This window comes from Xenophilus azovorans DSM 13620 (genome assembly GCF_000745855.1).
Lineage (GTDB): Bacteria > Pseudomonadota > Gammaproteobacteria > Burkholderiales > Burkholderiaceae_C > Xenophilus > Xenophilus azovorans.
This window is the reverse complement of record NZ_JQKD01000003.1, coordinates 239,327-263,271: the sequence shown is the minus strand read 5'-3', so window position 1 is coordinate 263,271 and position 23,945 is coordinate 239,327. Positions and strand designations below refer to the sequence as shown.

Sequence of the window (23,945 nt, the reverse complement as noted above, 5' to 3'; positions counted from 1 at the left end):
CCTTCTTCCCTTCCCCCGTTCCCCGGCGGCGCGCCGGGGCCGTCTCTTTTCCAACCAGGGCATTCGCCATGCACCACCTCAGCGGCCTCGACGCCTCCTTCCTGCACTTCGAAACCCCCGAGACGCCGATGCACGTCGGCAGCCTGATGCTGCTGGAGCTGCCGCCCGGCTACGACGGCGACTACTACGAGGACGTGAAGGCGATGGTCGGCGCGCGCCTGCACCTGGCCTCGGTGCTGGCGCGCAAGCTGGCGCCGATGCCCTTCGAGCTGGCCGAGCCGGTGTGGATCGACGACGACGACATCGACCTGGACTACCACGTGCGCAGCCTGACGCTGCGCCGGCCGGGCTCCATGGAGCAGCTGCACCACCTCGTCGCGCGGCTGCACTCCAGCCTGCTGGACCGCAGCCGCCCGCTGTGGGAGATGTACGTCATCGAGGGCCTGCAGGACGGGCGGGTGGCCTTCTACACCAAGGCGCACCACAGCGGCGTGGACGGCAAGGCCGGCACCGAGCTGGCCAAGGTCATGTACGACGTCTCGCCGAAGATCCGCGAGGTGCCGCCGCCGCGGCGGCGCGCCGGCGGCAGCGGCGGCTACCAGCTCGGCGTGGCCGAGCTGCTGCGCGCGGCGGTCTCCAACACGGCGCTGCAGTACCGCAAGCTGGCCGAGCTGCTGCCCACCGCCGCGCGCGCGCTCACCGCCGCCGGCAGCGTGCTGGCCAGCCAGCAGACGGGCCGCGGCGAACGCCCGCTGACCCTGGGCCTGGCGCCCAAGGCCATGTTCAACGACTCCATCACCAACCAGCGTTCGTACAGCACGCTGTCGCTGCCCTTCGACGAGCTGAAGGCGCTGGGCAAGCGGGTCGGCGGCACCGTCAACACCATCGTGATGGCGATGTGCAGCGAGGCGCTGCGCCGCTTCATGAAAGAGCGCGGCCTGCTGCCCAGGGAGGCGCTGATCGCCGGCGTGCCGGTGAGCCTGCGCACCGAGGGGGACGACGCGATGAACAACCAGGTCTCGATGGTGCGGGTGGACCTGGCGACCGACATCGCCGACGCGGGCGAGCGCTTCAAGGCGATCCACGCCTCCTCCGAGGCGGCCAAGGCCGTGGTGCGCGAGCTGCGGCCGGTGCTCGGGGTGGACGTGCCGGTCACCGGATCGCCGTGGCTGATGACCAGCCTGGCCTCGCTGTACGGCCGCTCCAACCTGGCGCGGCGGCTGCCGCCGGTGGCCAACGTGCTGATCTCCAACGTGCCCGGGCCGGCCGTGCCGCTGTACGTGGCGGGCGCGCGGATGATGCACTTCTACCCGGTGTCGATCCCCTACCACGGCACGGCGCTGAACATCACGGTGCAGAGCTATGCCGGCTCGCTGGACTTCGGCCTCACCGCCTGCCGCCGCATCCTGTCGCAGGAGGAGTCGTACGAGCTGATCGGCCACCTGCGCGACGCGCTGGAGCAGATCCGGCAGCTGCCCGGCGTCGACGGCGCGGCCGCGCCCGCCGAGCCGGCCGCCGCGCCCCCCGCCACCGCGCGGAAGCCGCGCACGCCGCGCGCCGCCCCCGCCGGCAAGGCCGCCGCGGCGCCGCGGCGCAAGCCGGCCACGGCCGCCCGGCGCGGCGGCCGTCCGTCCGCCTGATTTCCTTCCCGCATCCCTTCCACGGCAAAGACAGGAGACGACACCATGAACCCGGCCCAGGCGCGCAGCGGCGCGCACGCAAGCTACGACGCGCAGGACGAGGCGCTGTTCTCCAAGGTGAGCTGGCACCTGCTGCCATTGCTGGTCATCTGCTACATCGTCGCCTTCATCGACCGCATCAACATCGGCTTCGCCCAGCTCCAGATGAAGCAGACGCTGAGCTTCAGCGACGAGGCCTATGCGCTGGGCGCGGGCATCTTCTTCATCGGCTACTTCCTGTTCGAGGTGCCGAGCCACCTCGTGCTCGAGAAGATCGGCGCGCGCAAGACGCTGCTGCGCATCATGTTCTGCTGGGGCATCGTGGCCTCGGCCATGATGTTCGTGCAGACGCCGACGCAGTTCTACGTGCTGCGCTTCCTGCTGGGCGCCTTCGAGGCGGGCTTCTTCCCCGGCGTCATCCTGTACCTCACCTACTGGTACCCCTCGGCGCGGCGCGGCAAGGTGATCTCGATCTTCATGACGGCCACCGCGATCGGCTACCTGATCGCCGGCCCGCTCTCGGGCGCGATCATGAAGTACATGGACGGCCTGGGCGGCCACCACGGCTGGCAGTGGCTGTTCGTGGTGCAGGGCCTGCCCGCGTCCGTGCTGGGCATCGCCGCCTTCTTCTGGCTGAAGGACCGGCCGGAGGACGCGGGCTGGCTCGCGCCGGCCGAGAAGCTGCTGCTGCGCGAGCACCTGGAGAACGACGCGCACACCGTCGAGGTCGCCTCGCACGGCTCCTTCTGGGCGCTGCTGCGCGACCCGAAGGTCTTCACCATGGCGCTGGTGTATTTCCTGTTCCTGGGCGCCAACTACACGCTGGTGTTCTTCATGCCGACGCTGATCAGGAGCTGGGGCGTTGCCGACGTGTTCGTGATCGGCCTGCTGGCCGCCATCCCGGCGGTGGTGGGCGCCATCGGCATGGTGTTCGTGGGGCGCAGCTCCGACCAGCGCCTGGAGCGCCGGCGGCACTTCTTCTTCTGCGTGGTGCTGGCCGCGGCGGGGCTGCTGGTGGCCGCGCTCGCGCAGGGCAACATGGTGCTGGGCCTGGCCGGGCTGGCCGTCATGGCGATCGGCCAGTCGGCCAACACGCCGATCTTCTTCGCCGCGGTCAGCGAGTACCTGCCCCGCGCTTCGGCCGCCGGCGGCATCGCCCTGATCAGCAGCCTGGGCAACCTGGGCCCGTCGGTGATGCCGCCGCTCACCGCCTGGATCAACACCAGCACCGGCAGCCCGGCCGCCAGCATGTATTTGACGATGGGCCTCTGGCTGCTGGCCGGCGTCATCCTGATGCGGGCCATCCGGCCGGCGGCGGCGCCGGCCGTGCGCCTCGTGCCGGCCTGAGGCGGATCAGCCCACCGAGGCGGCCTGCCGGGCCGCCTCCAGGTGGACGCGCGCGCGCTCGGCCAGCGCCATCTCGCCCGGGGTGCTGGGCGTGAAGGCGTCCACCGGCAGCGGGCGGCCGTGCGAGTCGACGGCGACGAAGACGATCAGGCACTCGGTCGTCTTGGTCATCTGGCCGCCCTTCATGTCGCCGCTGCGCACCTCCACGGCGATGTTCATGCTGGTGCTGCCGGTGTAGGCCAGCCGGGCCTCCACCTCCACCAGGTCGCCGATCATGATCGGCCGGTGGAAGCGGATGCTGCCGATGAACACCGTCACGCAGTAGTTGTGCGACCAGGTCGTGGCACAGGCGTAGCCGGCCTCGTCGATCCACTTCATGACGGTGCCGCCGTGGACCTTGCCGCCGAAGTTGACGGTGCTCGGCTCGGCGAGAAAACGCAGGGTGATCGACGACATGGGCAACCTCGGCGGGCCGTGGGGAGGCGGCGATTATGCGAGCGCCGGCGCCTTTTCGGCGGCCGCCCGTCGGGGCGTGCGCGGCTTCCAGCGCAGCGCGTGTTTTTCCACCCCGTGCCACGAGGCGAAGGCCAGCGCCATCGTGCCGGCGATGGCCAGCAGCAGCACCGCGCCCCAGGGCAGCCGGTCCTTGTAGAGCCAGATCATCAGCTGCTGGGTGGGGAAGGCGTAGATGTACAGCCCGTAGGAGACGTCGCCGAAGCGCCCCAGGCGCCGCACCACCGGCCAGGAGGAGGTGCCCACCCACACCGCGGTGAGCGGCACCCACAGCACCAGCGCCAGCACCTGCTGGTGCGCGGCATAGGCCACCGCGCCGGCGCCCCACGCCGCGGCCAGCAGCGGCCAGGCGCCCGGCCCGGTGGTGCGCGGGCGGTGGTAGTGGCACAGCATGCCGAAGGCGAAGCACAGCATGAATTCGAGCGGCATGTCGCGCCGCACGATCCAGCCGTAGCGCCACGGCGCCGGCCACAGGTAGCCGACGGCCACCGCCACCAGCAGCACGGCCAGCAGCGGGCGCCAGCGCGGGCGCAGCAGGCCCAGGGCGCCGACCACCGCCAGCGCCACGTAGCACTTCATCTCGATCGGGATGGTCCACAGCGAGCCGTTGATCACCCGGCCCAGCACGTTGCCCTCGAAGCCGGTGGGCAGGAAGAGCTGGTTGGAGAAGCGCAGGATCTTGAAGTAGCGCCGGAACAGCGGGTCGTGCACGTAGTCGCGCCAGGGCATCGAGCCGATCAGCGGCCCCAGCACGCAGGCCGTCAGCACCACCGCCACCGCCAGCGCGGGCCACACCCGCAGCAGCCGGCGCGCCATGAAGGCGTGCGGGCGCGGATCGTTGTCCCAGCTCTGCGCCACCAGGAAGCCGCTGATCGAGAAGAACACCAGCACGGCCACGCCGCCCCAGGAGTGCACCTCGAACAGGCCGGCCTCGCCGTGGCCGGTGAGCGAGAACTGGTGCGACACCAGCACGGTGAGCGCCGCCACCATGCGTACGGCGTCGAAGTTGTTGAGGCGGTGGGCGGGCAGGGCGGGCGGCATCGGGTCGGGGCGGAGGGCGCCCCGGATTATTGACGCCGCCGCGCGGCGCTCAGGGAGACGGCGACAGGCCCGCCGCCTTCAGCACGCGGGCGTAGCGGTCGGCCTCGCTGCGCACGTAGTCGGCGAACTGGGCGGGCGGGCGGGTGTCCGGCTCCGCGCCCATGTCCTTCAGCCGGGCCGCCATCTCCGGCGACTTCATGATCGCCGCCATCTCCGAGGACAGCCGCTGCGCCGCCTCGCGGGGGATGCGGGCGGGCGCGAAAAGGGCGAACCATGCGCTCACCTCGAAGCCCGGCAGCCCGCCCTCGGCCACCGTCGGCACCTCGGGCAGGAGGGCGTTGCGCTGGCGGGACGTGACGGCCAGCGCGCGCAGCTTGCCCTGGGCGACGTTGGGCATCGCGGTGCTCTGCAGGTCGAACATCACCGGCACGTGGCCGGCCAGCACGTCGGCCAGCGCCGGCGCGCTGCCGCGGTAGGGCACGTGCAGCAGCTTGACGCCGGCGTCCGAGGCGAGCATCTCGCCGGCCAGGTGGTTCGACGTGCCGGGGCCGGCCGAGGCGTAGCTGACGGAGCCGGGCTGCGTCCGGGCCGCCTGGAGCAGGTCGGCCAGCGTCCGGTACGGCGACTGCGGGTTGGCCACCAGCACGAAGGGGATGGAGGCCAGCGGCGCGATCGTCACGAAGTCCTTCACCGGGTCGTAGCCCACCTTGCTCATCGCCGGGTTGATGGCGTGCGAGCTGACCGTGCCCAGCAGCAGCGTGTAGCCGTCCGGCGCCGCCTCGGCCACGAAGCGCGTGCCGATGGCCGTGCCGGCGCCGGCCTTGTTCTCGACCACCACGGTCTGCCCGAGCCGCTCGCCCAGCTTCTGGCCGACGCTGCGCGCCAGGATGTCGGCGGTGCCGCCGGGCGGGTAGGGCACCACCAGCGTTACAGGCCGGGCGGGATAGGTCTGCGCCTGGACGGCGAGGCCGGCCGAGGCCAGTGCGAGGGCGGCCACGGGCAGCGCGAGGCGGCGGATCGGAAGAGGCAGGAACTTCATCGTCGTGGGGACTCCGCGAAACGGGGGGACGGACATCCGAGGCTCGGCGGCCTCTGCCGCGCATGATGTGAAGCCGGCCGGCGGCTTGTCCAATACCGAGTGAGGGCCCGCGTGATTCGTCCGTCGAATCACCGATCCGGTTTGCCCTAGCGGCGGGCCGTGCGCAGCGCGATCGAGACGAAGGCCTGGATCACCGGGTTGTCGTTGCCCGGCGCGTAGGCGAGCACGAGCTCGTAGGTGCGCGGCGGCCGCCGGTCGGCGATCTCGAGCAGCACCACGTCCTCCATGTGCAGCCGGGCCATCGAGGCCGGCACCAGGGCCACGCCCAGCCCACCGGCCACCAGCGTGAGGATGGCCTGCATCTGCGAGGCCTCCTGCACCACGCGCGGCAGGAAGCCGGCCTCCTGGCAGACCGACAGCACGGCGGCGGCGAAGCCCGCGCCTTCCGCGCTCGGGAAGCCGACGAAGGACTCGGCCGCCAGCTCGCGCAGCCGCACGCGCTCGCGGCCCGCCAGCGGGTGGCTGGCCGGCACCGCGAGCGCGAAGGGCTGCGCCTTCAGCCGCACCAGTTGCAGGCCGCCGGCGTCGAAGACCGGGCCGACCACCAGCGCCAGGTCGATCTCGCCGCTGCGCAGGCCCTCCAGCTGGCGCGTGGTGGTCTCGGCAGTGAGCTGCAGGTGCACCGTCGGATAGTCGTGGCGGAAGCGCTTGAACACGCCGGGCAGCAGGTCCAGCGCCGCGCTGGGCACGAAGGACAGGCGCAGCGTGCCCTCCTGGCCCAGGCCGGTGCGCCGCGCGCGGTCCGCGGCCATCGCCGCCAGCTGCAGCAGCCGCACCGCGTCCTTGTGGAAGGCCACGCCGGCGGGTGTGAGGCGCACGTGGTGCCTGCTGCGGTCCAGCAGGCGCGTGCCCAGCGTGCTTTCCAGGTTCTGCATGGCCACCGACAGCGGCGGCTGCGACATGTGCAGCCGCTGGGCGGCGCGGCGGAAGTTCAGCTCCTCGGCCACCACCACGTACTGGCGCAACTGGCGGAATTCGAACATCGTGGCTTCTCCTTCCCGGCGCGGCTGGATGGAGAGATACATCCGGCGAATCACGCGGTCCGGTCAATAGTATTGGATGTATCAGGGTCGAATGCCTAGCATGGCCGCATTCCCCACCCGCACCACGGCCAGCCGAAGGACACCGCCAGCCATGCAAGCCTCCCTGCTCGAAGAGATCGTCACCGTCCCCAACCCCTACCCGGTGGTCGCCTCGGTCGAATACCCCGAGGTCTGGCGCCTGTGCACCCAGGCGCGCGAACTGGCCTGGGACCCGATGGCGATCGACCACGCCGACCTGCAGGCGGCGGACCTGCCGCCCGAGGTGCGCCGCGCCGGCGCCGAGTGGTGGAGCCTGCGCGCCTGGATGGAGCACGGCGCCACGCCCTACGGCGCCGAGCGCCTGCGCGAGGCGATCTTCGACCACCAGCCCTTCGAGGTGAAGCAGCACATCACCAACTTCATCGCCGAGGAGTTCCGCCACCACGAGGCGAGCTTCCGCATCGCGCAGGCGCTGGGCGGCTACGAGCCGACGCCGCGGGCCGACTACTTCAAGGACATCATCCCGAAGTTCCACGACGAGTCCGACGAGAAGGCGATGAGCTTCTTCGCCGGCCTGTCGGTCAACACGCTGTTCGAGCAGCTCTCGGGCGAGCTGCTGCAGGCGCGCTACGAGAACGCCCGCTTCGAGTCGATCCGCGAGGCGTGCCGGCTGATCCTGCGCGACGAGGCGCGCCACATCCAGTTCGGCCGCATCATCATGCGCCGCTTCTTCGACGAGCTGCCGGCCGCGGAGAAGCAGACCATCGGCGCCAAGGTGGCCAAGAAGCTGCGCGGCAGCCTGCTCAACGGCGTCTATGCGGTGGTGAACCTGCCCGCCGACGAGCGCGCGCGCTCCGGCCGCAACCGCGCGCTGGCGGCCGAGCACGGGCTGGGCGCCACCCACCCGGACGAGGAGATGGACATCATCCGGCGCGGCGTGAACCAGATCCGCGAGGACGTCGGCGTCTACGGCGTCGAGATCCCGCGCATCCCCGAACTCGACGATGCCGCCGCCGTGCACTGAGCGCGGGAGCGCCTGCCGATGAACGCGAGCACCGCGAACCGCATCGTCAGCCCGGAGGGCATCGCGCCGCCGCTGGGGGCCTACAGCCACGGCATCGCCGCGGCCGGCCCGGGGCAGTGGCTGCACATCGCGGGGCAGGTCGGCGTGGCGCCCGACGGCACGCTGGCGCAGGGCTTCGAAGCGCAGGCGCGCCAGGCCTGGGCCAACCTCGCGGCGGTGCTGCGCGAAGCCGGCATGGACGCGCGCCACCTGGTCCGCGTGGGCTCCTTCCTGGTCGACCCGGCGCACCTGCCGCTGCTGGGGCCGGTGCGCCAGCCCTTCCTCGGCGAGGCGCGGCCCGCCTCCACCGTGCTGGTGGTGCGCGCCCTGGCGCGGCCCGAGTGGCTGTTCGAGGTCGAGGCCACCGCCTTCCGGCGGGAATGAGCCCGGTGTCGCGCTCGGCCCATTCCGCCGAAGCCCGGCCGCCGGCGCTGACGGCCCGGCTGCGCGAGATCGGCCCGCGCTGGCACCTGGGCATCCGCGCGGCGAGCGAAGAGACGAAGGCGCTGTACGAGCCGCTGCTGGAAGCCGCCTGTGCGGCGCCGGACGGCGTGCAGGTGACGCGCGACATCGCCTACGGCAGCCACCCGCGGCAGACCCTCGACGTGTACCGCCCGGCCGGCGCCCGCGGTGCGCCGGTGGTGGTGTTCGTGCACGGGGGCGCCTTCGTGCGCGGCGCCAAGGACGCCACCGTGCAGATGTGGGGCAACGTGCTGCGCTGGTTCGCGCGCCGGGGCTGCGTCGGCATCAACGTCGAGTACCGGCTGGCCGGCGAGGCGCCGTACCCCGGCGGCGCGCAGGACGTGGCGCTGGCCTGCGACTGGGTGGCGCGGCACGCTGGCGCGCACGGCGGCGATCCGCGGCGCGTCTGCCTCGTCGGCCATTCGGCCGGCGGCACGCACGCGGCCGCCTACGCCTGCGATCCGCTGCTGGGCCTGGCCCCGAAGGCGCACGCGCTGGTGCTGGTGTCGGCGCGGCTGCGCGCCGACGTGCGCCGCGACAACCCCAACGCCGCCGGCGTGCGCGCCTACCACGGCGAGAACGAGGGCCGGCTGGCGCTGCTCTCGCCGGTGGCGCACGCCGCGCGGCTGCAGCTGCCGGTGCTGGTGGTCAACGCGGAGTACGAGAACCCCTGGCTGGACGTCTACGGGCTGGAGTTCGCGCACGCCGTCGGCCAGGCGCGCGGCCGGGCGCCGCTGCACATCGCCCTGCCCGACCACAACCACATCTCGGTCGTGGCGCACTTCAATTCGGGCGAGTCATGGCTGGGCGAGCAGGTCCTGGCCTTCTTCGAGCAGGCCTGCGCGCGGGGCGGCTGAGCGGCGCTGCTCAGGGCGCCGGCCTGCGCCCGCCGAAGAGCTGCGCCAGCGTGCGCCGCAGCCAGGCGTTGCCGTCGTCGGCGTGGAAGCGCGCGTGCCAGTGCTGCTTGACGGCGTAGTCGGGCAGGGCGAAGGGCGGCTCCACCAGGCGCACCGGCTCTTGCGTGGACAGGATTTCGCCCAGGATGCGCGGCACCACCGCCAGCAGCTGCGTCTGCGCCACGATGCGCGCCACGCCCAGGAAGCTCGACAGCCGCACCGCCACCCGGCGCTCGATGCCGGCACGGGCGATGGTCTTGTCGACGATCGCGTGGCCGGTGCCGGAGGAGGCGATGAGCGCGTGCGACTCCGCCGAGAAGGCCTTCTTCGTGAGGCGCGCGCCGATGCGCGGATGGTCCTGCGCCACCAGGCACACGAAGTTCTGCCAGAAGAGGGTCTGTCCGTAGAAGCCGGCGTCCAGCTGCGGCATGAAGCCGACCGCCAGGTCGATCTCGCCGTCCTCCAGGCGGCGCGAGCTGGCGCCGGAGATGATCTCCGTTTCGATCTGCACGCCGGGCGCCGCGCGGCCGAGGTGGTCGAGCAGGCGCGGCAGCAGCACCACCTCGCTGATGTCCGTCAGGCAGATGCGGAAGCGCCGCGTCGCCCGCTCGGGCACGAAGGCCTCGCGGCTGGCGCGGGCGCGCTCGATCTGCGCCAGCGCCTCGCGCAGGGCGGGCTGGATCTTCTGCGCGTGCGGCGTGGGCTGCATGCCCAGTGCGGTGCGCTCGAACAGGCGGTCGTCGAAGTGCGCGCGCAGCTTGTTCAGCGCCGTGCTGGCGGCCGCCTGCGCGATGCCCAGGCGCTCGGCCGCCTTGGAGACGCTGGCCGTCTGCCACACCTCGTCGAAGACCTTCAGCCATTCCAGGTCGAGCTTGGACATGCCGTCTCTCCATCTATTGAAAAACGAGATACGAAGTATCCTCCATGGCGCTTGATGCAATAGTGGTGGCCGCGAACAATCCACGCCATTGACAGACATCAAGAGCCAGGAGAGCGTATGGCGAACACGAACCCCACGACTTCCTCCCAGTCGGTGCTGGTGGCGGGCGGCGGCATCGGCGGCGTGGCTGCCGCGCTGGCGCTGGTGCGCCGCGGCTTCGACGTGCTGGTGCTGGAGCAGGCCGCGCAGCTCGGCGAGATCGGCGCCGGCATCCAGCTCGGCCCCAACGCTTTTGCCGCCTTCGACGCGCTGGGCATCGGCGAGATCGCCCGCGCCCGCGCCGTCTACACCGACGAGATGGTGATGCACGACGCGCTGGACGAATACTGCGTCGGCCGCATCCCCACCGGCGAGGCCTTCCGCAAGCGCTTCGGCAACCCCTATGCGGTGATCCACCGCGCCGACGTGCACGGCTCGCTGCTGGAGGGCGCGCACGCCACCGGCCGCATCGAGATCGCCACCGGCGCCCAGGTGCAGCGCGTCGAGCAGGACGATGCCGGCGTGACCGTGGTGACCGGCGACGGCCGGCGCTTCCGCGGCGCGGCGCTGGTCGGCGCCGACGGCGTGAAGTCGGCCGTGCGCCGCCAGTACGTGGGCGACGAGGCGCGTGTCTCCGGCCACGTGGTCTACCGCGCGGTGGTGGACCGTGCCGACTTCCCCGTCGACCTGCAGTGGAATGCCGCCAGCATCTGGGTCGGCCCCAACTGCCACCTGGTGCACTACCCGCTGCGCGGCGGCGAGCAGTACAACGTGGTCGTCACCTTCCACAGCCGCGACCAGGAAGAGTGGAGCGTGCGCGAGGGCAGCCGCGAGGAGGTGCTGAGCTACTTCGAGGGCATCTGCGCCAGGGCGCGCCAGCTCATCGAGCTGCCCAGGGACTGGAAGCGCTGGGCCACCGCCGACCGCGAGCCGATCGGCCAGTGGGTGTTCGGCCCCAGTTTCCGTGTGGTGCTGCTGGGCGACGCGGCGCACCCGACGCTGCAGTACATGGCGCAGGGCGCCTGCATGGCGATGGAGGACGCGGTGACGCTGGGCGAGGCCCTGCGCGCCACGGACAACCAGTTCGACAAGGCCTTCGCCCTCTACCAGAAGTCGCGCGTGGCGCGCACCGCGCGCGTGGTGCTGTCCTCGCGCGAGATGGGCCGCATCTTCCACGCCAGGGGCGTGGAGCGGCTGGTGCGCAACGAGCTGTGGAAGGGCCGCACGCCCGAGCGCTTCTACGACGCGATGGAATGGCTCTACGGCTGGACCGTGGACACCTGCCTGGCCAAGGACTGAACGAACCCAAGGAACGAACCGACATGACCGACTACCTCTGGACCCCGCCCCCCGTCGCCAGCGTGCCCGTGCGCGGCGAATCGCGGCGCCTGCCCGTGCAGCGCCTGTTCTTCGTCGGCCGCAACTACCACGCGCATGCGGTGGAGATGGGCCGGCCGGTCGACAAGTCCGTCGAGCAGCCCTTCTACTTCACCAAGAGCCCGTCCACGCTGGTCGAGTCGGGGGCCACCGTGGCCTATCCGCCGGGCACGCAGAACTACCACTTCGAGATGGAGCTGGTCGTCGCCATCGGCGCGCCGGGCTTCCGTGTCGCGCGCGCCGACGCCGGCCGGCTGATCTACGGCTACGCCTGCGGCCTGGACATGACGCGCCGCGACCTGCAGCTCGCCGCGCGCGACAAGGGCCGGCCCTGGGACCTGGGCAAGGACGTGGAGCAGTCCTCCGTCATCTCCGAGATCGTGCCGATGCCCGGCACCGTGCTGGAACGCGGCGCGATCGCGCTGGCCGTCAACGGCCAGGTGAAGCAGCAGTCCGACCTCGACAAGCTCATCTGGAACATCCCCGAGCTGATCGAGGACCTCTCGAAGTACTACCACCTGCAGCCCGGCGACCTGATCTACACCGGCACGCCCGAGGGCGTGGGCGCGCTGCAGCCCGGCGACCGCGTCACGGGCCAGGTGGACGGCGTGGGCGAGATTGCCCTCACCGTCGCGCCGGCCGAGTGAAGCCCGCAGAATCGTCGCCATTCCGACAAGGAGACACACGATGGCCGCCGTGATCGACGTTCCCCCCTCGCCCGTGCGCCTGAAGGCCGTGGCCGCCCCCGGCCAGCCCGAGCCCACGCCCGCGCTCGAACAGCTCTACCGCGGCTTCGAGCAGGAGCTGCTGGTGCCGCTGTGGACCGAGATCGGCGACCTGATGCCGCCGCAGCCGCGCAGCAAGGCGGCGGCCCACCTGTGGCGCTGGGAGCGCCTGAAGCAGCTCGCTGGCGAGGCCGGCCGCATCGTGCCCGTGGGCCGCGGCGGCGAGCGCCGCGCCATCGCGCTGGCCAACCCGGCGCTGGGCGGCCGGCCCTTCGCCACGCCCACGCTGTGGGCCGCCATCCAGTACCTGATGCCGGGCGAGAACGCGCCCGAGCACCGCCACACGCAGCACGCCTTCCGCTTCGTGGTCGAGGGCGAGGGCGTGTGGACGGTGGTGGGCGGCGACGCGGTGCGCATGTCGCGCGGCGACTTCCTGCCGCAGGCCGGCTGGAACTGGCACGCGCACCACAACGCCGCCACCGAGCCGATGGCCTGGATCGACGGGCTGGACATCCCCTTCGCGTACATGACCGAGTCGCAGTTCTTCGAGCACGGGCGCGACGCCATCAGCGAGGCCGAGCAGGGCACGCCCGAGCGCTCGCGCTCCGAGCGGCTGTGGGGCCACCCCGGCCTGCGCCCGCTCTCGCAGCCGGCCGACACGGCGGGCTCGCCGCTCCTGGCCTACCGCTGGGCCGACACCGACCGCGCGCTGGCCGACCAGCTCGCGCTGGAGGACGAGGGCCACCCCGGCGTGGTCAGCGCCGGCCACGCGGCCGTGCGCTTCACGCACCCCGGCACCGGCCGCGACGTGATGCCCACCATCCGCTGCGAGATGCACCGCGTGCGTCGCGGCGGCCGCACCCGCGCCTGGCGCGAAGTGGGATCTTCCGTGTACCAGGTGTTCGACGGCACCGGCAGCGTGCGCGTCGGCGGCCAGTCGTGGCGCGTGCAGCGCGGCGACCTGTTCGTCGTGCCCTCGTGGGTGCCCTTCCAGGCGCAGTGCGACGCCGGCGCCCCCTCGCTCGACCTGTTCCGCTTCGGCGATGCGCCGATCTTCGAGGCGCTGCACCAGCACCGCGTGCAGGTCGATGCCGACTGACCGTTCCGATCAACGACACCACTAGGAGACAAGCACCTTGAAACGCCTTCTCGCGGCCCTCGCCGCCGCCGCCCTCGTGCCCGCCGCCCTGGCGCAGGGCGCGGCCGACTTCCCGACCAAGCCGGTGACCATCGTCACCCCCTTCGCCGCCGGCAGCGGCCCCGACGCCGTGCTGCGCCTGGTCAGCGACAAGCTGGGCAAGCTGTGGAACCAGCGCGTCACCATCGACAACAAGCCCGGCGGCGGCGGCTTCATCGCCATCGAAGCCGCGCGCCGCGCCGCGCCCGACGGCTACACGCTGATCCAGTTCGACAGCGAGCACATCGCCGCGCTGCCGCACCTGTACAAGTCGAAGAACTTCGTGACGCTGCAGCACTTCGACCCGGTGGCCTCGCTGTTCCGCACGCCCTTCTTCGTGGCGGTGAGCAGCCAGTCGAAGTGGAACAGCATGAAGGACCTGATCGCCGAGGCCAAGGCCAAGCCCGGCCAGATCACCTACGGCTCGTGGGGCGTGGGCAGCCCCGGCCACCTGGGCGGCCAGCAGCTCGACGCGCTGGCCGGCCTGCAGATGAACCACGCGCCCTACCGCGAGGTCTCGCAGCTGTACGCCAACGTCGGCACCGGCGACGTGCCCTGGGCCTTCGCCAGCATCCCCTCCAGCCAGGGCATCTACAAGGCCGGCAAGCTCAAGTACATCGCCGTGGCCGCGACCAAGCGCGTGCCGCAGATGCCCGACGTGCCGACCATGGCCGAGTCGGGCGGCCCGGCCGGGCTGGAAGTGAACTCCTTCGTCTCCCTGCTCGCGCCCAAGGGCGTGCCCGAGGCCGTCAAGAAGAAGATCAACGCCGACGTGGCCAAGGCCATCGCCGACCCGGAGATCCGCGCCCGCTTCGACACCTTCGCCTTCGAGCCGCTGGCCTGGTCGCCCGAGGAGATCACGCGCCAGGCCGAGATCAAGTCGAAGATCTACGGCGACCTGGTCAAGCGCGGCAACATCAGTCTGGACTAGGCCCACCCCCAGCCTGCGCGGACTGCGTTCCGCTCCGGCACCCCCCTCCAGGGGGCGCACCCGGCGGCCTGGCCGAGCCAGTTCCGCGGGTGCCCTGGCATGGCCCGCTCCGCGGCCTTCGGATCAAGCCCGTTTCGGTGTGCGATGGTGGGCCCCGGGGCCTGCACGGTGTCGGTACGGCGAGTCGGGTCGTAGACTCGTACATTTCGTCACTCAAGACGCGCTTTCACGCGCACCTCCGCCATGCCTGCATCCCTGAACAAACGCCACGTCCTCCTGGCCGCCGCAGCGGCACTCGCCTGCGCCGCGCTGCCCGCGCAGGCCCAGGGCACCGCCTGGCCCACCAAGCCGATCCGGCTGCTGGTGGGCTTCCCCGGCGGCTCCACGCCCGACATCGCCGCGCGCTCCATCGCCGAACCGCTGGCCAAGGTGCTGGGCCAGCCGGTGGTGGTGGACAACAAGCCCGGCGCCTCCGGCAACATCGCCGCCGACATCGTGGCCAAGGCCACCGACGACCACACGCTGGGCATCGTCATCAACGGCAACCTCACGTCGTCGAAGATGCTCTACCCCAAGCTGCCGTACGACCCGGCGAAGGACTTCACGTACCTCTCGCTGATCGCCACCGCCCCGCTGGTGCTGGTGGCCTCCAACGACATCCCCGGCGGCAAGGACTTCGTCGCCGCCGCCAAGGCCTCGGGCGACAAGTGGAACTACGGCTCGGTGGGCGTCGGCTCGGTCGGCCACCTGGGCATGGAACTGCTCAAGAGCCGCATCCCTGGCCTGCAGGCGCAGCACGTGCCCTACCAGGGCAACCCGCAGGTGGTGACCGCGATGGTGGGCGGCCAGGTGCAGATGGCGCTGGTGCCGCCCGGCATCGCCATCCCGCAGGCCAAGGCCGGCAAGCTCAAGGCCGTCGGCCTGACCAGCGGCCGCAGCACGCTGGCGCCCGACTACGCGCCGCTGGCCGACATGGGCGTGCGCGACCTCAACCTGGAGGTGTGGACCGCGCTGCTGGGCCCCGCCAGCCTCTCGCCGGCGGCAAGCGCGCGCATCACCGAGGCGGTGGCGCAGGTCATGAAGATGCCCGAGGTGCGCCAGAGCCTGTTCGACCGCGGCTGGCAGCCGGTGGGCACCTCGCCCGAGGGCATGCGCCTGCGCGTGCAGGACGAGGCGGCGATCATGAAGAAGATCATCCAGACGCGAGGCATCAAGCTCCAGTGACGGCAGCAACGGCAACGATGCACGAGGCGGCGCGCGCGCTGCCGGTCTTCGGCGAGTACGACGTGGTGGTGGCCGGCGGCGGGCCCGCCGGCATCGCCGCAGCGGTGAGCGCGGCGCGCCACGGCGCGCGCACGCTGCTGGTGGAACGCTACGGCTTCCTCGGCGGCATGGGCACCGCCGGCGGCGTGACCAACTTCGCGGGCCTGTACGGCCGCCGCGGCGGCGAGATGCAACTGCTGGTGCGCGGCGTGGCCGACGAGCTGCTGGCGCGCATCGACGCGATGGGCGGCCTCAACAAGCCGCAGGACGGCATGGGCGGGCGCATCCGCGTGCGCTCCTACGACACCTCCGTCTACAAGTGCGCCGCCGACCAGATGCTGGAGGCGGCGGGCGTCGAGCTGCTGTTCCACGCCTGGGCCGCGGCCGTGCTGATGGAAGGGCCGCGCATCGCCGCGCTGGTGGTGGAAACCAAGTCCGGCCGCCAGGCGATCCGCGCGCGCGCCTTCGTCGACGCCAGCGGCGATGCCGACGTGGCTGCCTTCGCCGGCGTGCCCTTCGAAGTGGGCGACGGCCACGGCAGCGGCCTCTTTCCCACCACCATGTTCCGCGTCGGCCAGGTCGATGCCGCGCCGGCGCTGGAAGCGGTGGGCGAGTTCAAGGCCATCAACGACTGGATCGAGAAGGTCAAGGCCGCCAAGCCCGGCGCCTACCGCTTCGCGCGCGAAGGCGCCATCCTGCGGCCCAACATCGACCCGCGCGAATGGCGCGTCAACGTCACGCAGATCCGCAATGCCGAGGGCAGGGCGATGAACGGCGTCGACGCGCGCGAGCTGAGCGCGGGCGAGCTGGAAGGCCGGCGCCAGATCGCCGAGTTCTTCCGCTTCCTCAAGGCCGAGATCCCGGGATTCGCAGAGGCGGCCATCGTCGAGATCGCGCCGCAGGTGGGCATCCGCGAGACACGGCGCATCCAGGGCCTGTACGCGCTGGCGGGCGAGGACATCCTCTCGTCGGCGCGCTTCGGCGACACCATCGGCCTGAACGCCTGGCCGATGGAGCTGCATGCAGAGGGCCGCGTGGACTGGGCCTTCCCGCGCGATGCCGGCAACGCCTTCAACCAGCTGCCCTGGCGCATGCTGGTGCCGCAGGGCGTGGACAACCTGCTGGTGGCCGGCCGCTGCGCCAGCATGACGCACGAAGGCCAGTCCGCGGCGCGCGCCAGCGGTGCCTGCTTCGCGATGGGCCAGGCGGCCGGCACCGCCGCCGCGCGCCTGGGCGACGGCGGCCGCTTCGCCGAGGTGGACGTGTCCGCGCTGCAGGCCGTGCTGCGCGCGGACGGCGCCGACCTGGACGACGCGGCGCGCTGACCCGGGCAGCGCCCGATGCGCTGCCTGGATTTCCCCGAGCGCACGTCGCTTGCCCCCGCCGGGACTTCAGCTGAACACGGCCTCCAGGTCGATCTCGCCGTCTTGCGGCATCTCGAGGCGCAGGGTCTTCTCCACGTGGTTCAGGTGTTCCACCATCAGCGATGCCGCCTTGCCTGCATCGCCTGCCTCCAGCGCATCGACGATGCCGTCGTGCTCATGAAATGGGCATGCCGGCGTGCCGGGTGCGTCGTAGAGGGCGATCACCAGGCAGGTGAGCGAACACAGCTCCCGCATGTACTTCTCGAGGAATGCGTTGTTCGCGGCCTGCGCCAGCAGCACGTGGAACTGCCCTGACAGCCGGATACTGGCGCGCCGGTCATCGCGCTCCCGCGCATCCGCTTCCAACGCGATGTTCTTGCGCAGACGCGCGAGCTGCTCGCGGCCGAGCTGGCCTGCCACCTGATGGATCAGCGCGGACTCGACCACGCGCCGGGCGTCGAACACCTGACGGGCCTGGGGCACCGAGGGGCTCGAAACGAACGTGCCGCGGTTGGGCTCAACGGTCAGGATGCTGTCATGTGACAGGCGGGCCAGGGCCAGCCGGATCTTCGTGCGGCTGACCTTGAAGACGGCAGCCAGCTTCTCTTCGACCAGTTTCGTCCCGGGCGGCAAGCGGTGCTCCCAGATCGCGCCCAGGATGCGTTCGCTGATGTCTTCCACGCTGGCGATCGCGTCGGCGTCTTCGGGACTCTTTGCGGTTGCGTTGCCCATCGTCAGAATTCCTTGCACATCACTTGGATTGAAATTGTATGGCGGTTATGCGGCCAATCTCAGGGAAAGGTGTGATGTCCTGCACCAGAACCGGCCATCGGCGCACCGTTGATGCGCAGGATAGGGGTTTCTACTAGAAAGAGTGCACCATACAAATACATTGCTACCGAAATACAAAATATCTCTTGCTTGTATGGCGGATGTCTTCTATCTTCCGCCCGTACCGCGCCAGACGCGGCACCACCCCTCATGCGGAGAACTGCCCATGCAAGCGTCCATGCCCTTGAATGCCAGCACCGATCGGGCCGCTGGCCCTTCGTCCACCCGTCGCGTCGCGGCCGCCAGCCTGGCGGGCACGACGCTGGAGTTCTACGACCACTTCATCTACGGGGCGGCGGCGGCACTCGTTTTTCCCAAGCTGTTTTTTCCGCAAAGCGAGCCGTTGGTGGCCATGCTGCTTTCGCTGGCCAGCTATGGCGTGGCCTTCGTGGCCCGCCCGCTGGGCGCCGCGGTCTTCGGCCACTTCGGCGACAAGCTGGGGCGCAAGTCGATCCTGTTCATCACCTTGCTCATGATGGGCCTGGCGACCTTCCTGATCGGATGCCTGCCCACTTTCGCGCAGGTGGGCATGCTCGCGCCGGTGCTGCTGGTGCTGCTGCGCATCGTGCAAGGCCTTGCGCTGGGCGGCGAATGGGGCGGCGCGGCCATCATGGTCAACGAGCTCGACCCCTCGGGCAAGCGCCGGGGCCTTCTCGGCGCGGTGGTGCAGATCGCTGCGCCCATCGGTCTGCTGCTGGCCAACGGCGTGTTCGCCCTGGTGACCTGGCAGGTGTCCGAAGAAGCCTTCCTGAGCTGGGGCTGGCGCGTGCCCTTCCTGCTCAGCGCCGTGCTGGTTGGCGTGGGCCTGTACATCCGCATGAAAGTGCAGGAATCCCAGGTGTTCGAGAAGGAGGCCAAGGGCCGGGAGGAACACGCGCCCATCATGGAAGTGCTGCGCCACTACAAGCCGCAGCTGGCCATTGCCTTCTTCGCGCGCCTGGGCGGCGACATTGCCTTCTACATCTTCACCCTGTTCCTGCTGTACTACGTGCCGGCCAAGATGGGGCTGCCCAAGAGCATTGCCCTCAATGCAGTGCTGTTCGGCGCGGTGGCCCAGATCCTGTTCATCCCGGTGGCCGGCTGGCTGGCCGACCGCATCGGCCGCCGTCCCACGCTGATGATCGGCGGCATCGGCGGAGCGATCTGGGCCTTCGTGTTCATGCAGATGGTGCAAAGCGGCAGCCCCGCGGCCATCATGACGGCATCCTTCGTCGGGATGGTGCTGGTGTCGTTCATGTTCTCGCCGCTCGCTTCGTTCCTGCCCGAGCTGTTCGCCACCCGGGTTCGGGTGACCGGTGCGTCGCTGGGCTTCCAATTCGCCGGCGTGTTCGGCGGCGCCCTGGCCCCGCTGATCGCCACCGGGCTGGTGGCGCGTTTCGACAGCCTGACGCCGGTCGCCATCTACCTGGCCATCGTGAGCGCGCTGATCGCCGTTGCCGCCTTCGCGGCACGCGAGACGGCCCACATCGATCTGAAGGATGCCGGGCGTTGATCCGCCGGTGCGCCCAGGGAGGAGCGGCATGAGCACATTCGACACCGTGATCCGCAACGGCACCGTGGCCACCGCCAGCGACACCATGCAGGCCGACGTCGGCATCCGGGACGGGCGCATCGTGGCGCTGGGCCAGGCGCTTTCGCCGGGCCGCGAGGAGATCGACGCGCGCGGCCGTCTGGTGCTGCCCGGCGGCATCGATGCCCATTGCCACCTGGACCAGCCCATGGGCGATGGGCTGCGCATGGCGGACGACTTCCTCACCGGCACGCGCTCCGCCGCGTGCGGCGGCACCACGACCGTCATCCCGTTCGCAGCGCAGGAAAAGGGCCAGTCGCTGCGCGCCGCGGTCGAGGACTACCACCGCCGCGCCGAGGGCAAGTCCTTCGTGGACCATGCCTTCCACATGATCGTCACCGATCCGACGCCCGCGGTCCTGAAGGACGAACTCCCCGCGCTCATCGAGGCGGGCTACACCTCCTTCAAGATCTACATGACCTACGAGGACATGCGGCTCGACGACCGGCAGATCCTGAGCCTGCTCGCGGTGGCGCGAAGGCACGGCGCCCTGGCCATGGTTCATGCGGAGAATGCCGACTGCATCGCCTGGCTGACCGAGGCGCTGGAAGAGGCCGGCCAGGTGGCGCCCAAATACCACGCGCATGCCCGGCCGATGGCTGTCGAGCGCGAGGCCACGCACCGGGCCATCGCGCTGTCCGAGGTCGTGGACGTACCGATCCTGATCGTGCACGTGTCGGGCCGCGAAGCCATCGACCAGATCCGGTGGGCGCACGCGCACGGCCTGCGCATCTACGCGGAGACCTGTCCGCAATACCTCCTGCTGACCTCCAGCCATCTGGACGAAGGATACGAAGGAGCCAAATGCGTATGCAGCCCGCCGCCGCGCGACCGGGCCAACCAGCGTGTGGTGTGGGACGCCCTGGCGGACGGCCTGTTCACCATCGTCTCGTCCGACCATGCGCCCTTCCGCTTCGACGACCCGCAGGGAAAGAAGCCGGGCGGCCGCGAAGTGAACTTCCAGTACATCCCCAACGGCATCCCCGGGTTGGAGACGCGGCTGCCCTTGCTGTTCTCCGAAGGCGTTCGCACCGGCCGCATCACGCTCAACCAGTTCGTGGCATTGACGTCCACCAACCCCGCCAAGCTCTACGGCCTGGCGCCGCGCAAGGGCGCCATTGCCATCGGCGCCGACGCCGACATCGCCATCTGGGATCCGGACCGCCAGGTGACCATTGCCAACGGCATGCTGCACCACGCAGTGGACTACACGCCCTACGAAGGCCTGCAGGTCACCGGCTGGCCGGTGAGCACGTTCGTCCGTGGCCGCCGGGTCTGGGATGACGGCCAGGTGCAGGGACGGCCGGGCGACGGCATGTTCCTGCCGTGCGGCCGCCCCGAGATGGCACGGCCCAAGGTGCGGGACACGGTGCCCGCCGGCAACTATGTGGGCGACCGGCCCGACGCCCTGGGCCGGATCGTTCGCCCCGAAGCCGCGAATGCGCGGGAAGCCAGCAAGCGCCATGCTCCCTGAACTGCTCGACGCGAGGCAGATCGCTGCCGCCTGCCGCGACGGCCGCCTGGACCCGGCCGACGTGCTTCGGGCCTTCCGGCAGCGCATGCACGAGCGCAACCCCGCGATCAATGCGGTGGTGGGCGACCCACCCGCCGACCTGCCGGCGCAACTCGAACACTTGCGGCGCCGCCTGGCCGCCCGGGAACCTCTGCCCTTGGCCGGCGTTCCCGTCCTGGTCAAGGACGTGATCTGGGTGGCAGGGCAGCGCGTGACGCAGGGCTCGCGCCTGTTTGCGGACTTCGTGGCGCCGCGCGATGCCTTGGCCGTGGAGCGGCTTCGCCGGGCCGGCGCGTTGATCGTGGGCATGGCCAACAGTTCCGAGTTCGCCTGCAAGGGTTTGACGACCAACCACGTCTATGGCCTGACCCGGCATCCGCAAGACCTGTCGCTGACGCCCGGCGGCTCCTCCGGAGGTTGCGCGGCTGCGGTGGCCGCCGGCCTGGCGCCGCTGGCCCTGGGCACGGACGGAGGCGGCTCCAGCCGCCGCCCGCCGTCGCATGTGGGCGTGGTGGGATTCAAGCCCTCCTTCGGCGCCATCGCCGATCCGTTCGGCTTCGCGCATGCCTTCATCGGCCTGCAGACCCTGGCGCCCATCGCCCGCACCGTGGCCGACGCCCGCCTCATGTTCGACGCCATGGCAGGCGTGGACGTGCGCGACCCGCAGACCATCGAGCTGCAACCCGCCGCCGATGCCGATGTGCGCCGGCTGCGCATCGCCTTCAGCCCGCGCCTGGGGCTGGATGTGCCCGTGGATCCGGACGTGTCGGCGTGCATGGAGGCCGCCGTGGAGCGGCTGCGCGGCGCGGGCCTGCCGATCGAGCGCGCGGACCCCTCCTGGCCCCAGGGCGCCAGTGAAGAGGCCCTGATGCCGCTTCAACACGTCGGCCTCGCAAGCCTGTTCGAGAGCGACTGGCGGCGCGATCCGGATGTCTTCGATCCGGACATCGCCCGCCAGATCGAGCGTGGACTGAAGTGGCGTGGCGCCGACGTCGCCCGCGCTCGCGAGGCCGGCTTGCGCATTGCGTTGACGCTCGGCGACTTCCTGCAGCACCACGACTTGCTGGTGTGTCCCACCACGCCGTGCGTGGCGTGGCCCAACGACCGGCCAGGCCCCCGGATCATCGAAGGGCAGTCCGTCGAGCCGCGTGCGCATGCCGTCTTTACGCCATTCATGAACCATGCGATGGTGCCGGCGATTTCCATTCCGTGCGGCTTGGGGCGCGATGCGCTGCCCGTAGGTTTGCAGGTCGTGGCGGCCCGGGGGCGCGACCACCTGCTTCTGGCCGCGGCCGAGCTTTTCGAAGCCGCGTTGCGCCCGCTCACGGCGCGCGGCTAGCTTTTCCCCTCGTCGCGACGATCGCATTCACCACGGAACCACGAGCACGGCCATGCGGATCCTGATCCTCAATCCCAACACGACCCAGGGCATCACCGACCGGCTGATGGGGGCGGCGCAGGCCGTTGCGGCATCCGGAACGGAGCTGGTGTCCATGACGGCACCACGCGGCTTTCCCTACATCGCCACGCGGGCCGAAGCGCAGATCGGTGGCGCGATCGCTCTGGAGATGCTGGCTCGGCAGCACAAGCATGTCGACGCGGCGGTGATTGCGGCATTCGGCGACCCCGGCCTGTTTGCCGCGCGGGAGCTCTTCGACATTCCTGTCGTCGGCATGGCCGAGGCCGCCATGCTCACGGCCTGCATGCTGGGCCGGCGCTTTGCCATCGTGACCTTCGCGCAGGCGCTGGGCCCCTGGTATCAGGAGTGCGTCGAATCCCATGGCCTGACAGGGCGGCTGGCGGGCATCCACATGCTCGATGGCGCCTTCGCGTCCGTGGCGGATGTGCAGGACGAGAAGGAGGAACTGCTGGTCAAGCTCGCCAACGCGGCCGTGCACGAGAGCGAGGCCGACGTGGTCATCCTGGCCGGTGCTCCCCTCGCAGGCCTCGCCAGCAAGGTCAAGCACCGCATTCCGGTGCCGGTGGTCGACCAGATGGCCGCAGCGGTCAAGCAGGCCGAAGTGCTCGCCGCATTGCGCGTGCGCAAGGCGGCCGCCGGAACCTTCCGCCGCCCCAGCGCAAAGGCGACCCTCGGGCTGGCGCCGGAGGTTGCCGTTCAGTTCACGCCGGAAGGCGGTGCGCCCTGACACGGCGACGATCCGCTTGAAGCGGCCCTCTCTTTCAGCGCGTCCCCGGCTCGTTCGCGTTGTGGATGATCCAGATCAGGTAGCCGTTGCTGAAGTCACCCACGCTGCCGCCCGCGAAGATCAGCCGCCCCTGGCCCTTGTAGACCATCTCGAAGCGGTGGCGGTCGGAGCCGAAGTAGAAGGGGATCCAGGCCTTGCCGGTGATGTAGGCGCCCTGGTCGCTCGGCGGGCCGATCTGGCTGGTGACCTGGAAGGCCGACATGCCGATCTGCAGCTTGGCGAACTTGCTGCCCGGCGCGGGGTTGCCGGTGATCTCGCCCTCGTAGTCGTTCAGGCCCTTCACGGTGCGGCCGCTGCCGGCCTCGACCTTCGATGAATCCACCACGTTGCCGCGCGCGTCCATGCCCGGCTTGCCGGCGCCCACGGTGCCCGCGCCGGCGGCGGCCGCCGCAGGTGCGGCTGCAGGCGCTGCGGCCGGTGCAGCCGCTGCGGCGGGCGCTGCTTCGGCGGCTGCCGCGCAGCGCGCCAGGTCCACGGTGCGCTGCTTGCCGGCCACGCGCACGGCGCGCACCTCGGTGGTGACGGCGCCGCCGCGGAAGCCCTTGTCCGTGGCCAGGCAGCGGAAGCTCACCGCGTCGCCCTCGGCCGAGACCCAGGTGTTGGCCGGCGCCCTGCGGTTGGCCGGGCGCTGCAGGTCCAGCGCCACGGTGCTGCCCACCAACTGCTGGCGCACCTGCGCCAGGCTGGCGCCCTCGAAGGCGCCCGCCACCTCGGCGTAGCCGGGCGTCGGCGGGGGCGCGGGCGGTGCCGGGGGCGCGCTGGCGGCGGGCGCGGGGGCCGCCGCCGGGGCGCCGGCAGCGCCGCCGCCGGAGGTGGAGCCGCAGCCGGCCAGGAAGACGGCGCCGGCCGCCGCCAGGGCCAGGACGGACAGGGAGGGCGAGGAGCAAGGTGTCTGCATGATGGGCAGGAAGGAAGGGCCGAAGGGACGGCGCGCCCGGCAGGCACG

At 71.1% G+C, this 23,945-nt stretch carries 22 protein-coding genes; 15 read left to right on the top strand and 7 right to left on the bottom strand.

From position 1 onward, the window contains the following. Nucleotides 1-68 precede the first annotated feature (68 nt). Together Q392_RS01160 and Q392_RS01155 are read left to right on the top strand one after the other, a co-directional pair. On the top strand, nucleotides 69-1,640 hold the full coding sequence (locus Q392_RS01160; RefSeq protein ID WP_084216751.1) for a WS/DGAT/MGAT family O-acyltransferase: 1,572 nt from the start codon (nucleotides 69-71) through the stop codon (nucleotides 1,638-1,640). A 45-nt stretch (nucleotides 1,641-1,685) separates the two neighbouring features. Next, complete coding sequence (locus Q392_RS01155; RefSeq protein ID WP_038200407.1) at nucleotides 1,686-3,026, top strand: MFS transporter; 1,341 nt, start codon at nucleotides 1,686-1,688, stop codon at nucleotides 3,024-3,026. Between the two features lie 6 nt (nucleotides 3,027-3,032). Here Q392_RS01155 and Q392_RS01150 read toward each other — a convergent pair whose 3' ends face one another. The 4 genes from Q392_RS01150 to Q392_RS01135 form a co-directional block, all read right to left on the bottom strand. Continuing rightward, complete coding sequence (locus tag Q392_RS01150; RefSeq protein ID WP_038200406.1) at nucleotides 3,033-3,482, bottom strand: acyl-CoA thioesterase; 450 nt, start codon at nucleotides 3,480-3,482, stop codon at nucleotides 3,033-3,035. Nucleotides 3,483-3,515: 33 nt separating this feature from the next. After that, a complete protein-coding gene (locus Q392_RS01145) occupies nucleotides 3,516-4,580 on the bottom strand; it encodes an acyltransferase family protein (protein WP_038200405.1) in 1,065 nt (354 codons plus the stop codon). A gap of 49 nt (nucleotides 4,581-4,629) precedes the next feature. After that, on the bottom strand, nucleotides 4,630-5,619 hold the full coding sequence (locus tag Q392_RS01140; RefSeq protein WP_038200404.1) for a Bug family tripartite tricarboxylate transporter substrate binding protein: 990 nt from the start codon (nucleotides 5,617-5,619) through the stop codon (nucleotides 4,630-4,632). Nucleotides 5,620-5,765: 146 nt separating this feature from the next. Further along, the gene (locus Q392_RS01135; protein WP_038200403.1) at nucleotides 5,766-6,662 is read right to left on the bottom strand and encodes a LysR family transcriptional regulator; all 897 of its coding nucleotides are present in this window, start codon (nucleotides 6,660-6,662) and stop codon (nucleotides 5,766-5,768) included. 151 nt (nucleotides 6,663-6,813) lie between these two features. On the opposite strand from Q392_RS01135, the gene Q392_RS01130 reads away from it, so the two are divergent. Genes Q392_RS01130 through Q392_RS01120 form a run of 3 tightly spaced genes read left to right on the top strand, consistent with a single transcriptional unit; the run spans nucleotide 6,814 to nucleotide 9,083 of the window. After that, nucleotides 6,814-7,725 (top strand): ferritin family protein, encoded by a 912-nt coding sequence (locus Q392_RS01130; RefSeq protein WP_038200402.1) that lies wholly within the window; start codon nucleotides 6,814-6,816, stop codon nucleotides 7,723-7,725. Nucleotides 7,726-7,743: 18 nt separating this feature from the next. After that, on the top strand, nucleotides 7,744-8,148 hold the full coding sequence (locus tag Q392_RS01125; protein WP_038200401.1) for a RidA family protein: 405 nt from the start codon (nucleotides 7,744-7,746) through the stop codon (nucleotides 8,146-8,148). Then, a complete protein-coding gene (locus Q392_RS01120; RefSeq protein ID WP_084216749.1) occupies nucleotides 8,145-9,083 on the top strand; it encodes an alpha/beta hydrolase in 939 nt (312 codons plus the stop codon). The genes Q392_RS01125 and Q392_RS01120 overlap by 4 nt, the downstream gene beginning before the upstream one ends. A gap of 10 nt (nucleotides 9,084-9,093) precedes the next feature. Here the strand turns inward: Q392_RS01120 and Q392_RS01115 are convergent, their stop codons facing one another. Continuing rightward, nucleotides 9,094-10,002, bottom strand: coding sequence for a LysR family transcriptional regulator (locus tag Q392_RS01115; protein WP_038200400.1), 909 nt, complete (start codon nucleotides 10,000-10,002; stop codon nucleotides 9,094-9,096). Nucleotides 10,003-10,119: 117 nt separating this feature from the next. Between Q392_RS01115 and Q392_RS01110 the strand changes: the two genes are divergently transcribed. From Q392_RS01110 to Q392_RS01085, 6 genes are all read left to right on the top strand, one after another. Beyond that, nucleotides 10,120-11,340 carry a 3-hydroxybenzoate 6-monooxygenase gene (locus Q392_RS01110; RefSeq protein WP_038200399.1) on the top strand — a complete coding sequence of 407 codons (1,221 nt, stop codon included), beginning with the start codon at nucleotides 10,120-10,122 and terminating at the stop codon, nucleotides 11,338-11,340. Between the two features lie 23 nt (nucleotides 11,341-11,363). After that, the gene (locus Q392_RS01105; RefSeq protein ID WP_038200398.1) at nucleotides 11,364-12,065 is read left to right on the top strand and encodes a fumarylacetoacetate hydrolase family protein; all 702 of its coding nucleotides are present in this window, start codon (nucleotides 11,364-11,366) and stop codon (nucleotides 12,063-12,065) included. A 40-nt stretch (nucleotides 12,066-12,105) separates the two neighbouring features. Then, complete coding sequence (locus Q392_RS01100; RefSeq protein WP_038200397.1) at nucleotides 12,106-13,242, top strand: cupin domain-containing protein; 1,137 nt, start codon at nucleotides 12,106-12,108, stop codon at nucleotides 13,240-13,242. A 37-nt stretch (nucleotides 13,243-13,279) separates the two neighbouring features. Beyond that, the gene (locus tag Q392_RS01095) at nucleotides 13,280-14,251 is read left to right on the top strand and encodes a tripartite tricarboxylate transporter substrate-binding protein (RefSeq protein ID WP_038200396.1); all 972 of its coding nucleotides are present in this window, start codon (nucleotides 13,280-13,282) and stop codon (nucleotides 14,249-14,251) included. A gap of 243 nt (nucleotides 14,252-14,494) precedes the next feature. Further along, nucleotides 14,495-15,475 carry a Bug family tripartite tricarboxylate transporter substrate binding protein gene (locus tag Q392_RS01090; RefSeq protein ID WP_038200395.1) on the top strand — a complete coding sequence of 327 codons (981 nt, stop codon included), beginning with the start codon at nucleotides 14,495-14,497 and terminating at the stop codon, nucleotides 15,473-15,475. Nucleotides 15,476-15,492: 17 nt separating this feature from the next. Then, a complete protein-coding gene (locus Q392_RS01085; protein ID WP_038200394.1) occupies nucleotides 15,493-16,839 on the top strand; it encodes an FAD-dependent oxidoreductase in 1,347 nt (448 codons plus the stop codon). A gap of 66 nt (nucleotides 16,840-16,905) precedes the next feature. Here Q392_RS01085 and Q392_RS01080 read toward each other — a convergent pair whose 3' ends face one another. Beyond that, nucleotides 16,906-17,610, bottom strand: a complete 705-nt coding sequence (locus tag Q392_RS01080; RefSeq protein WP_038200393.1) for a GntR family transcriptional regulator — start codon at nucleotides 17,608-17,610, stop codon at nucleotides 16,906-16,908. 265 nt (nucleotides 17,611-17,875) lie between these two features. Here Q392_RS01080 and Q392_RS01075 point away from each other — a divergent pair, with 265 nt between their 5' ends. Genes Q392_RS01075 through Q392_RS01060 form a run of 4 tightly spaced genes read left to right on the top strand, consistent with a single transcriptional unit; the run spans nucleotide 17,876 to nucleotide 22,939 of the window. Continuing rightward, nucleotides 17,876-19,201 carry an MFS transporter gene (locus tag Q392_RS01075; protein ID WP_038200392.1) on the top strand — a complete coding sequence of 442 codons (1,326 nt, stop codon included), beginning with the start codon at nucleotides 17,876-17,878 and terminating at the stop codon, nucleotides 19,199-19,201. Nucleotides 19,202-19,229: 28 nt separating this feature from the next. Then, on the top strand, nucleotides 19,230-20,753 hold the full coding sequence (gene hydA / locus Q392_RS01070) for a dihydropyrimidinase (RefSeq protein WP_084216746.1): 1,524 nt from the start codon (nucleotides 19,230-19,232) through the stop codon (nucleotides 20,751-20,753). Further along, complete coding sequence (locus Q392_RS01065; RefSeq protein WP_038200391.1) at nucleotides 20,743-22,131, top strand: amidase; 1,389 nt, start codon at nucleotides 20,743-20,745, stop codon at nucleotides 22,129-22,131. Before hydA ends, Q392_RS01065 begins: the two co-directional genes overlap by 11 nt. Before the next feature lie 52 nt (nucleotides 22,132-22,183). Further along, on the top strand, nucleotides 22,184-22,939 hold the full coding sequence (locus Q392_RS01060) for an aspartate/glutamate racemase family protein (RefSeq protein WP_038200390.1): 756 nt from the start codon (nucleotides 22,184-22,186) through the stop codon (nucleotides 22,937-22,939). Between the two features lie 34 nt (nucleotides 22,940-22,973). On the opposite strand, the gene Q392_RS33750 is transcribed toward Q392_RS01060, so the two are convergent. Beyond that, nucleotides 22,974-23,897, bottom strand: a complete 924-nt coding sequence (locus Q392_RS33750) for a hypothetical protein (RefSeq protein ID WP_245610609.1) — start codon at nucleotides 23,895-23,897, stop codon at nucleotides 22,974-22,976. Nucleotides 23,898-23,945: the final 48 nt, after the last annotated feature.